We start from the raw sequence: 11495 nt of genomic DNA on the forward strand, positions 1-11495 counted from the left end.
CGTACGGTCGATCACGTCGACCAAATGGCAGGAATATCGGATGAGCGTCCTACACCTTATTTAAAACCGAATTTTATCTGATTTCACCATGATTTCGTCGGCCCAATCTGCCATTTCGTAGATTATTTTATGTAAACCGCAAAATTTTATTTTAGTTTACAATTAAATCACCTAATTTATTGTGATGCCTGAAACCACCATCAAAAAAAACATTTCTATCTTGACCCATATCTTGGGATGGGGGCTTATAGGTTCTGTGCTGTTCGTATTTTCCCCTTTATCCGCAGGAGTTGAAAGACCCATCGAGTTTTGGATTAAGCAAGGAGTCATGTTTTCTCTGCTTATCAGCATCTTTTATATTAACTTCTTCTATTTAGTACCGAAAATATTGCTCAGCAACAGAATCCGTACATTCCTTTTAATCAACTTTTTGGCAGGCTTGGCTTTTGTAGGAATCCTGATCCTGTATGACGAATGGATGAACATGGCTGAATTAATGCATAAAACATATAGACCTAATGTTCCTTATGTCAAAAGACCCAGAAATTTTTACTGGGATATTTCCAGTCTATTAATATTTTATGTCTCTGTCGGAATCAGCACCAGTATTGCAGTGGTTCTAAAGTGGCAGTCAGATGAAAAGGTCAGGTTTGAACTTGAAAGACAGAGGACAAATTCTGAATTATCTTACCTCAAAGCTCAGATCAACCCACATTTCTTTTTCAATACCCTAAACAACATTTATGCTTTGACCAATATTGATGTGGAAAAAGCAAAAACCGCATTATTGAAATTGAGCAGGATGATGCGTTATGTCCTCTACGAGACAGAGAAAAACCATACTTTGCTCACCAAAGAACTTGATTTCATCCGGGACTACATTGAATTGATGAGGATGAGACTCTCTTCTAAAGTCAAGCTTGAGATCAATATCCCTGAAAAAATCGAAGAAGCAGAAATTGCCCCCATGCTATTACTTCCTTTTATTGAAAACTGTTTCAAACACGGAATCAGTTCACAAAAAGAAAGTTTCATTCAAGTCTCTATCGAAAAAAAGGGGAAAGAACTTACTTTAATCACCCAGAATAAGGTTTTTAATTCCACTGAAAACACCCCTGAAGGCAATGCAAGCGGAATTGGACTAAGCAATACCACACGAAGATTGGACCTGTTGTATTCAGGTAAGTTCTATTTGGAAATAGACGACAAAAATGAAGATAATGAATATAGGGTACGGCTTAACCTGACTTTGAAATGAAAATTAAATGCATAGCTGTTGATGACGAACCTTTGGCTTTAGAACTTGTGGCCAAATTTATTGATCAAACTTCCTTTCTTTCATTGGAGGAAAAATTTGACAATGCCATTCAGGCATTAGGTTATCTCAATCAACACGATGTCGACCTTGTATTTTTAGATATTCAGATGCCGGATTTGAGCGGCATGGAATTGGCCAGAATTCTTGATGGCAAAAACTCTGTCAAGAAACCCAGAATTATTTTCACCACAGCATACAATCAATTTGCCATAGAAGGGTATAAAGTAGATGCCTTGGATTACCTTTTGAAACCATTTAGCTATGAAGAATTTTTAAAAGCCTCCACCAAGGCTTATCAATTTTTTGAAAATTTCAGGAATCCTAATAATGAAAAGAAAGATCCTGAGAATCAAAATGATTACATATTTCTAAAAGTTGAATACCAATTGGTCAAAGTCATGCTCAAAGACATCACACATGTAGAAGCATACAAAGACTATGTCAAGGTACACTTGCTGGATAAACCCAATCCACTTTTATCCCTGACCAGCATGAAAAACATGGAAGAGATCCTTCCAAAAGATAAATTCATGCGGATCCATCGGTCCTTTATCATCAATTTGGAACACATAGACTCAGTGTCCAGAAACGTGGTGAAAATCGGCAATCATCAGATTGCTGTGAGTGAAAACTACAAGGAAGTATTCCTGGAATTTATGAACAAATGGATGGGTTAAACAATTTCTATTCTTAAGAATATGAAGAACTTTTGTGAATATTTTTAGAACTTCAATAGTATAAAATTCTAAATTCCATCACATCTCCTTCAAATTCAGGTATAAATTCTGAAATCCATAACTTTTATATCTCGAATCCGTATAAATGCTAACGGCTTATCTTTGTAACCTCATCACACGTATTGTTTCAAATGACTCAAGAGCAAAAAGCCTTTATGCAAATGGCCATTGATTTGTCCCGTACGGGTATGAATTCAAACATGGGCGGTCCCTTTGGTTGCGTAATCGTAAAAGACGGGAAAGTGATCGGTTCTGGATCAAATGCCGTCCTGTCGACCAATGATCCCACTGCCCATGCTGAAATTGTAGCGATAAGGAATGCCTGCCAAACAATAGGTGATTTTCAACTTGACGGCTGTGAACTCTATACATCCTGCGAGCCTTGCCCCATGTGTTTGGGAGCCATTTATTGGGCGAGACCTGACAGGGTATTTTATGCCAATACAAAAAAGGATGCGGCAAAGGCAGGTTTTGATGACCAATTCATTTATGAGGAACTTGAACTTCCTTATCATAAGAGAAAAATACCATTTATTCAAGGCATGAGGGAAGATGCAGAAAAAGTATTTCAAGAATGGATATTAAAAGAAAATAAAACTTTGTACTAAAAAACACCAACAACGATGAAAAAGACTATCCTATTACTATTGAGTATTGCATTTCTAAGTTCATGTAAGCAAGAAAAGTCTGTAGAAGAGCGATATCTTTATCAGGAAGATAAAATTGTGGACGTTGAAACAGGTGATGCGTACCTGATGGAAGAAGATCAACGGATTACTGTTGTACATACTGACGGCAGCAAGGAAAAAATCGCCATTGAGGAGGCGCCATTTTATGGCAGTACCTTATCAGATGAGTATATCAAATCTCTTGAAGCAAAATTTGCTGAAAGAAAAGAAGCACTTCTCGAAGAGAAAAAAAACCAACTGAAAGAAGCAAGAAGATCAAGATATGTTGATTTTTCGGATGAAGAATTATTGAAAAGGTTTCAACAGGCTCACAAAGATGGCTTGGACATGAGTAGACAAATGGACATGATCGCAGAGCTCGTAGATAGAGGAGTTGTGTCTTCGGAAGACGCCCCAGACCTGTTGGAAATTTCACCTGATATGGTCAATTTTGAGATAGAAATTGATGAAAATCCAGAAAATTAATTTTTAAAAAGCCTTGTTTTTAACTGAACAGGGCTTTTTTGGTTTTTGTGATGAATATCACCTTTTTCTAATATGAAAGACTGTATTTTTATCATATTCAAACGATAACTTATAAGACCATGAGCCACTATAAAATTTTAATTATTGGGGGAGGCACTGCAGGTATAACAGTTGCTGCCCAACTTAAAAGAAAAGACAAATCCTTAAAAATTGGCTTGATCGAACCTTCCGAAAAGCATTATTATCAACCTGCCTGGACGCTTGTTGGCGCGGGTACATTCAATTTTGACAAGACCGAAAGAAAAGAAGCTGACTACATTCCCAAAGGCGTTGATTGGATAAAAGATTATGCAGAAGCCATAAACCCTGAAAAGAACACAGTAGCAACAAGATCCAGCGGAGATATCACCTATGACTATTTGATAGTAGCACCTGGATTGGTTATGAACTTTGATCTGCTTCCGGGATTAAAAGAAGCTATGCAGACAGATTATGTCGGTTCTGTATATACAGATCCAAAAAAAGTCTGGAAAATGCTTCAAAACTTCAAAGGAGGAAATGCCATCTTCACCCAAGCCAATACTCCGATAAAATGCGGGGGAGCCCCTCAAAAAATCATGTATTTGACTGAACACTTTTTAAGAAAACAAGGAGTCAGAGATAAATCAAACGTGATTTTTGCCACGCCTGGCACTGTGATATTTGGAGTAAAAGAATTTGCTGAAACACTTACCAAAATTATCAAGGAAAGAAATATTCATTTCAAACCTTTCTATGCACCAATCAAAATAGATGGCAAGAAAAGAGAAATCACATTCAAATACATTAAACCTGACCCGGAAAATCTAGAGGCTCTTATTGATGGAAAGTTGAATGAAAGTCTTAGCGGTGAAAATGAAATCACCATTAAATATGACCTCCTTCACTTGGCACCACCTCAACAGGCTCCGGACTTCGTAAGAAATTCGACTTTGGTCTACCAAGAAGGACCTCATAAAGGCTGGCTGGAAGTAGACATCAATACCCTACAGCATATGAAATACCCGAACATCTTTGGTTTAGGGGATGTAGTCGGTCTTCCTACAGCTAAAACAGGCGCAGCTGTTAGAAAGCAAGCGCCGGTTGTAGTGAATAACATCTTATCTTTGCTCAAAGAACAACAATTGGGTAGCAAAATATATGAAGGTTACTCTTCCTGCCCACTTGTGACCGGTTATGGATCTATGGTTCTGGCTGAGTTTAAATACAACAATGTTCGAGACAGTGACCCAATGATCTCTACATTTGTGGACACTTCCAAAGAACAATATTCTATGTGGCTCTTGAAAAAATACGGATTGCCATTTATGTATTGGAACTTGATGCTAAGAGGAAAGGCATAAAGGAAAACAATAGACTGGATTAGTCTTTCTCCTCAGTAAAATTCCTGCAGATTTTATAAATTACCCGAACGGTTTTTTAGTAATCTGCAGGATTTTTTTCTTTTTGGTGATGCCGATATTTAACCTCAAATACGAGAGCAGGCTTTTTCAGACAACAATGATTTCATAAAATTTAAAAAATGACTGCAAATAAAATAAGGCATCCGATGGCGTAATTTTTTTTCATGACCTAAAAGTATTTTTGCTTATTTACAAGCAACTACTGCGTCAGGAAAATCAATGAGGTTTTTAATCCCATATTTACTCTATCTTTTCTGTTTATCTGTCTCTGCTCAAACATTGACCATAAAGGATATCGAGACGCAGAAACCATTGGAATTTGTCAATGTGTATAGCCCAAACCCGTACCTGGCTAAAACTTCCGACATCAATGGAAAAGTCGACATCAGTCCTTTCAAAGGATTAGCTAAAATTGAAATTAGGCTTTACGGTTACAAAACCCTAATCCAAAGTTATCAACAGTTAGAAAGTGAGAATTTCACAGTTTCCCTCAGTCCTACTACCCTTTTCCTTCAACAGGCTGTAGTTTCAGCCACAAAATGGAGCCAATCTCGACAGGAAATCCCTTCGAGAATTTCAACAATTAGACCGGAAGAAAGAGAATTGCTCAATCCCCAAACAGCTGCTGATTTGCTAGGGATATCAGGTGATGTATTTATCCAAAAGAGCCAACAAGGAGGGGGAAGCCCTATGATCCGAGGCTTTTCTACCAACAGGCTGCTTTATACCATTGATGGGGTAAGGATGAATACGGCCATTTTTAGAAGCGGGAATCTTCACAATGTGATTTCCCTTGACCCATTCGCCATAGAAGGTACTGAGGTGTTTTTTGGGCCTGGTGCTATTGTCTATGGAAGTGATGCCATAGGAGCAGTGATGAGTTTCCGAACCCTGAAACCGGAATTTATCACTAAAGGGGAAAACAATTTAAAGGGAAGTGCGACATTAAGAAGTAATACGTCCAATAATGAACGTACAGGACATGTACATGTAAAGTATGGGGGCAAAAAATGGGCAGGTATCAGCAGTTTTAGTAAAAACAGTTTCGGAGATCTGAAAATGGGAAAAAATGGACCTACAGAATACTTAAGAAGGAGCTTTGTGGTAAGTGAAAATGGCCTCGATGTCCTCAGGGAAAATCCTAATCCTAGGATTCAAAACCCAACAGGATATGAACAGTTTAACGTCATGCAGAAGTTACGGTATGCAGTCCATGATAAATGGGAGGTCCAATACGCCTTCCACTATTCCGAAACGACGCCTTTCTCAAGATATGATCGATTGATCAGGTTTAGGCCTAACGGCACGCCTAGATCAGCAGAATGGATGTATGGCCCACAGACTTGGATGATGAACCATCTGTCGGTGAACCATACCTCAAATTCAAAATTTTTCGATCAAACGTCAGTCCATTTAGCCTACCAAAAATTTGAAGAAAGCAGAATCGATAGAAATTTCAATGATATAACCCGACGCATCAGGGTAGAGCAGGTAGATGCCTATTCGGCCAATCTGGATTTCATGAAATCCTTTCCAAAGAGTCAGGCTAAACTTTTTTATGGAATGGAAGGGGTGTTGAACAAAGTCCTTTCATCAGGGCAAGACGAAAATATCGTCACCAACACCAGTACAACAGGAGCCTCCAGATACCCCGATGCCAAATGGAGTTCTTATGCCATCTACACTACCTATCAGCAAAAACTCAATCCTAAATCATTAATTCAAGGAGGTCTAAGGTATAACCGTTTTGGACTTGAGGCTGATTTCAGTAAAAACAGGGAATTTTACCCTCTACCATTTGAGCAAAGTGAAAATCAGGAAGGCGCTATTAATGCCAGTGCAGGATGGGTATTCACTCCTGATGATAGCTGGATTTTGCATATCAATACCTCCACAGGATTTCGGGCTCCTAATGTGGATGATATAGGGAAGATTTTTGATTCAGAACCCGGTACTGTCATGGTGCCTAACCCAAATTTAAAAGCTGAATATGCCTACAACCTGGAAGTAAATGCTGGAAAGGTGATCAATGAAAAGATCATGATGGACCTGACTGCTTATTACACCAAACTGGACAATGCATTGGTAAGAAGGGAATCAACATTGAATGGTATGGACAGCATCCTGTATGATGGTGAAATGAGCAAGGTGCTCTCCTTACAAAATGCTGCTTTCGTTAGAATTTTAGGGATTCAGGCTGCAATGGAAATCAAATTCAATCAAAACTTATCTTTTTCAACCAAAATCAATTTCCAAAAAGGAACTGAAGAAATGGAGGATGGCGCACAAAGCCCTTCTAGACATGCGCCCCCTACCTTTGGTGTCTCAAGACTTGAATACCAAAAAGAAAAACTCAAAGTCCAACTTTACGCTGAATACTCAGGCGGTTTCACCTTTGAGCAACTCCCTTTGGAAGAAAGAGGAAAACCTGAGCTTTATGCAATTGATGCAAACGGCAACCCGTATAGCCCCTCTTGGGCAACCGTTAATATGAAAGCCATCTATAAAGCAAATAAATTTCTCTCCATCAGTTCAGGGTTAGAGAATATCAATAATGCCAGATACAGGTCCTATAGTTCGGGAATAGCTGCACCGGGAAGAAACTTCATCATTTCCTTGATTGGAAACTTTTGAGTACCTTTTAGATGAGTTTAGTGATCTAAATCACGAAATCTAACCTGAATTCACCGTAAATTTTCAAATTAAAAGCCATGAGAAACATCTTTGCTCTTCTGCCACTCTTTTTCTTATTTCAAGCTGCACAAGCCCAGGTGGTGTCTGAAGCTGAGCATAAAATCATATTCCAATTGACAGAAGGTGACAGTGAGGTGCATAAAAAATTCATCCGTCAGATCAACAACATCCTTAGTGCTGCCCCAAATGCACATATAGAAGTGGTGACCCATGGAATGGGTATTGACCTGCTCAAGATTGAAAACAACCCTTATGAAAAAGATTTGAGTTTATTGACAGAGCAAGGAGTAAAATTTGTTATCTGTGAAAACACCCTCAAGCAACGTCAGCTGTCAAAAGATAAATTCCTTTCCCTTGCAGGTTTTGTACCCTCTGCAGTTTTGGAACTTGTCATAAAACAGGAACAAGGTTGGGTGTATATTAAGGCTGGAGGCTGAAACTGAATTGAAATACCTGTATATTTGACCGTTATGTTCACATAAACCTGAACATTTTTCACTTTAGCCAAATATATGCTGGAATACATCGAAAATTTCGCAACAGAAATTGGCCCGGTCAAAGCTGCTCTAGTAGCAACATTGTTTACATGGCTGTTAACAGCTCTGGGGGCCTCACTTGTCTTTTTCTTTAAAACAATCAAGCGTTCAGTTTTTGATACCATGTTGGGCTTTACCGGCGGGGTAATGATTGCCGCTAGTTTTTGGTCATTATTAGCTCCAAGCATTAAAAACTCTGAAGCATTATACCCAGACCATCCTTGGATTCCTGCATCAATTGGTTTCTTGGCGGGAGGCTTATTTATTTTCGGATTGGACAAACTCATGCCCCACCTTCATATCAACTTCAATAAAGAAGAAACAGAGGGGGTTGCTACCAAATGGCACAAATCAACCTTACTCCTATTAGCCATAACCCTTCATAATATTCCGGAAGGATTAGCAGTTGGCATTCTCTTTGGAGCTGCAGCAAATGGTATGGAAGGGGCCAGTATTTCTGCTGCCATCGCTTTAGCTATAGGTATTGGTGTCCAAAATTTTCCAGAGGGACTTGCTGTCGCAATGCCGCTAAGAAGGCAGGGAGTAAGCAGAAGAAGAAGCTTTTGGTTCGGTCAGCTTTCTGCAGTTGTTGAACCCATAGCAGGTGTCATTGGTGCTATTGCTGTCATTCATATGCAAAGCATTTTACCGTATGCACTATCATTTGCCGCGGGAGCAATGATATTCGTAGTAGTTGAAGAGGTAATCCCTGAAACCCAAAGGGATAAATACACAGACTTGGCCGTACTTGGATTTATGGGTGGATTTACTTTAATGATGATTTTGGATGTAGCATTGGGCTAGAAAAAAACAAATCCATGGAACTTTATATAGTCTTCGGGACCCTCATTTTAGCGCTTATACTTTTTGTTTGGGGCAAATTCAGGCATGACTTGGTTGCTGTTTTTTGTCTTCTGATTTTAACTATCTGCAAAATAATACCTTTTGAGGAGGCTTTTTTGGGATTTGCTCACCCTGCTGTCATCACTGTTGCAGTCATCCTGGTAGTCAGTAAGGCACTTCAGGATTCCGGCTTAATTGAGATCCTAGGTCAAAAAGTCATCCAACTGGGCAATAACCTGACACTTCAAATTTCACTTTTATCAATCATCGTATGTGTGGCATCTGCCTTTATGAATAATGTGGGTGCATTGGCCATCATGATGCCGGTCGCAATACATATTGCCCAAAAAAGCGGACATTCCCCCTCATCCATCCTGATGCCCATTTCATTTGCCTCTCTTTTAGGAGGAATGACTACTTTAATTGGCACACCTCCAAATATTATCATTGCAAGCTTCAGGGCCAATGAAGTAGGTGAAAGTTTTAGCATGTTTGATTTCGCTCCTGTAGGCCTATCCTTATCTGTATTAGGGCTTCTTTTTATCATTTTTATAGGTTGGCGGATCTTGCCAAAACGAGTCAGCAGCGAGGAAGGTGCCAATATGTTCAACATTGAAGACTATATCACTGAAATAGAAATAGATGAGGACTCCAAACTTGTTGATAAGCCACTTTATGAGCTTACTAAGATCATTGATGGAGATATTCAGATTTTGAGCGTGGTACGCAACAAATACCTGATGCATGCTCCTGACATAAGGATGAAAATCAAAACCGGGGACATCATATCCATAGAAAGTGATGCAGAAGATCTAAAAGCTTTTTTGGAAAAAAGTAACTCTAAACTAATTGCCAAAAAAGAAGATCTTCCAGAAATCATTGGAGGTGAGGAAATCTCTAATGTGGAAGCTGTAGTAATGGCTGACGCTCCCATTATCAATCAAACTGCAGTCGGGCTGAACATGAGAAACCGGTACGGCGTCAATTTATTAGCCATATCAAGGCAAAATAAGAAGATCCGAAAAAGACTGGACCATGTAAAATTTAAAGTTGGGGATGTTTTACTCCTACAAGGTGGTGCCCTAAAAATGGGAGAAATTCTGCAAAACATAGGCTGCCTACCTTTAGCAGACAGAGGCTTTGAACTTGGAAAACCCAGAAAGTTAATCCTAGCCCTGAGCATTTTCCTCATGTCAATAGGCATAATCATCCTTGACTGGCTACCAGTTCAGATCGCATTTACCCTTGCAGCGTTGGCCTTAGTGGTGACCAAAACCATTAATATCAAAGATCTTTACAACAGCATTGATTGGCCTGTAATTGTATTGTTGGGCGCCATGTTGCCAGTAGGTACAGCATTGGAAAAATCCGGAGGGGCAGAACTTATCGCTTCTTATATCCTAAACCTTGGCAATTCTTACCCGGCAGCTGCTATTCTATCCGTGATTTTTGTCATCACTATGCTCCTATCCAATGTGATCAACAATGCAGCTACCGTAGTCTTGATGGCACCTATTGGATTAGGCATTGCACATGGGCTTGGAACTTCTTCTGATCCTTTTCTAATGGCAATTGCCGTTGCATCCTCCGCTGCATTTCTTACCCCTATTGGACATCAATCCAACACACTGGTAATGGGGCCAGGAGGGTACATGTTTAAGGATTACTTCAAATTCGGCTTACCTGTATCCATATTGGTAACCGTAATTGGAATCCCACTCATTATATATTTCTGGCCGTTTTAAAGGAAACAACCTTAAGCCCTGACCCCATCCTCTCCTAAGATCGGCACTGGTTTTAGGTCTTTTCTTCTTTTCAAACCAAATCCCTTAATAGCATATTGATGGATATGTGCCTCCATTTCTTCCACCGAGTCTGTCAATAAAAATAAATCTAGGTCTTTTTTGTCGATGGTGCCATATTCCGCCAAATGATGAAGATATTTGTAAAGATCTTGATGGAAATCACTGCACATTAACACAACAGGAAACCTCCTCATCACTTTTGTCTGTATTAATGTCAATGCCTCAAAAAACTCATCCAATGTGCCAAACCCTCCTGGCATTACCACAAATGCATAACTATACTTGGACAAAAGCACTTTTCTGACAAAAAAGTACTTGAAATTCATCCACTTGTCAAGGTAAGGGTTCGGGTGCTGTTCGAACGGAAGTATAATATTACATCCTATAGATTTACCGCCTATATTTTTTGCTCCCTTATTGGCTGCCTCCATAATTCCCGGACCTCCACCTGTCATGACTGCAAAGCCCATTCTACTGACAGTCTCTCCAACTCTAACAGCAAGCTTGTAGAACTTATCCTCCTCTTCAAATCTTGCGGAACCAAATACTGTCACACAAGGACCGATAAAGTGAAGCATTCTGAAGCCCCTGATAAATTCCAGCATCACCTTAACCACAAATTTAAATTCTTTCCACCTCGACTGAGGACCGGCAAAAAACTCTTCTTCTTCCGGATTGACTAAAGGCGAAAATGACCTTCGTTTTCCTTTTAACATATCACTTTATTTAAAATCAATGCATAAAAGTAACGGATTACATTGAAAAAGGTATGTATTTAAGCAATTGAATGATATGTGAAAAAATAAAATCCCTTTAAATTCTAAAAAAATGCAACCAAGGGAGTCTTTATATAACCTAAAACCTGATTATATGAGATATTTCTACAAACCAGCTCCAAATAATGCCCTTCATTCATTACAAAACACGTTTTAATTGGTAAACCCATGTTGAAATAAACCAAATTTT

At 39.2% G+C, this 11495-nt stretch carries 10 protein-coding genes; 9 read left to right on the forward strand and 1 reads right to left on the reverse strand.

Annotated elements, in window-relative coordinates; all coding sequences use genetic code 11:
- Positions 1–184 precede the first annotated feature (184 nt).
- The 9 genes from ACFFIP_RS18490 (at position 185) to ACFFIP_RS18530 (ending at position 10469) form a co-directional block, all read left to right on the forward strand.
- On the forward strand, positions 185–1258 hold the full coding sequence (locus tag ACFFIP_RS18490) for a sensor histidine kinase (RefSeq protein ID WP_382389260.1): 1074 nt from the start codon (positions 185–187) through the stop codon (positions 1256–1258).
- The gene (locus ACFFIP_RS18495) at positions 1255–1995 is read left to right on the forward strand and encodes a LytR/AlgR family response regulator transcription factor (RefSeq protein ID WP_382389261.1); all 741 of its coding nucleotides are present in this window, start codon (positions 1255–1257) and stop codon (positions 1993–1995) included. Before ACFFIP_RS18490 ends, ACFFIP_RS18495 begins: the two co-directional genes overlap by 4 nt.
- Before the next feature lie 191 nt (positions 1996–2186).
- Positions 2187–2663, forward strand: a complete 477-nt coding sequence (locus tag ACFFIP_RS18500; RefSeq protein WP_382389262.1) for a nucleoside deaminase — start codon at positions 2187–2189, stop codon at positions 2661–2663.
- 15 nt (positions 2664–2678) lie between these two features.
- Positions 2679–3209, forward strand: a complete 531-nt coding sequence (locus ACFFIP_RS18505) for a hypothetical protein (RefSeq protein WP_382389264.1) — start codon at positions 2679–2681, stop codon at positions 3207–3209.
- A gap of 119 nt (positions 3210–3328) precedes the next feature.
- Positions 3329–4591 carry an NAD(P)/FAD-dependent oxidoreductase gene (locus ACFFIP_RS18510; protein ID WP_382389265.1) on the forward strand — a complete coding sequence of 421 codons (1263 nt, stop codon included), beginning with the start codon at positions 3329–3331 and terminating at the stop codon, positions 4589–4591.
- Positions 4592–4870: 279 nt separating this feature from the next.
- Positions 4871–7285 (forward strand): TonB-dependent receptor, encoded by a 2415-nt coding sequence (locus ACFFIP_RS18515; RefSeq protein WP_382389266.1) that lies wholly within the window; start codon positions 4871–4873, stop codon positions 7283–7285.
- Positions 7286–7362: 77 nt separating this feature from the next.
- The gene (locus ACFFIP_RS18520; protein WP_382389267.1) at positions 7363–7782 is read left to right on the forward strand and encodes a DsrE family protein; all 420 of its coding nucleotides are present in this window, start codon (positions 7363–7365) and stop codon (positions 7780–7782) included.
- 75 nt (positions 7783–7857) lie between these two features.
- Positions 7858–8685 (forward strand): ZIP family metal transporter, encoded by an 828-nt coding sequence (locus tag ACFFIP_RS18525; RefSeq protein ID WP_382389269.1) that lies wholly within the window; start codon positions 7858–7860, stop codon positions 8683–8685.
- Between the two features lie 14 nt (positions 8686–8699).
- Positions 8700–10469, forward strand: a complete 1770-nt coding sequence (locus tag ACFFIP_RS18530) for an SLC13 family permease (RefSeq protein ID WP_382389270.1) — start codon at positions 8700–8702, stop codon at positions 10467–10469.
- Positions 10470–10480: 11 nt separating this feature from the next.
- Here the strand turns inward: ACFFIP_RS18530 and ACFFIP_RS18535 are convergent, their stop codons facing one another.
- The gene (locus ACFFIP_RS18535; protein WP_382389271.1) at positions 10481–11245 is read right to left on the reverse strand and encodes an LOG family protein; all 765 of its coding nucleotides are present in this window, start codon (positions 11243–11245) and stop codon (positions 10481–10483) included.
- Positions 11246–11495 lie beyond the last annotated feature (250 nt).

This window comes from Fontibacter flavus, from assembly GCF_042432905.1.
Lineage (GTDB): Bacteria > Bacteroidota > Bacteroidia > Cytophagales > Cyclobacteriaceae > Fontibacter > Fontibacter flavus.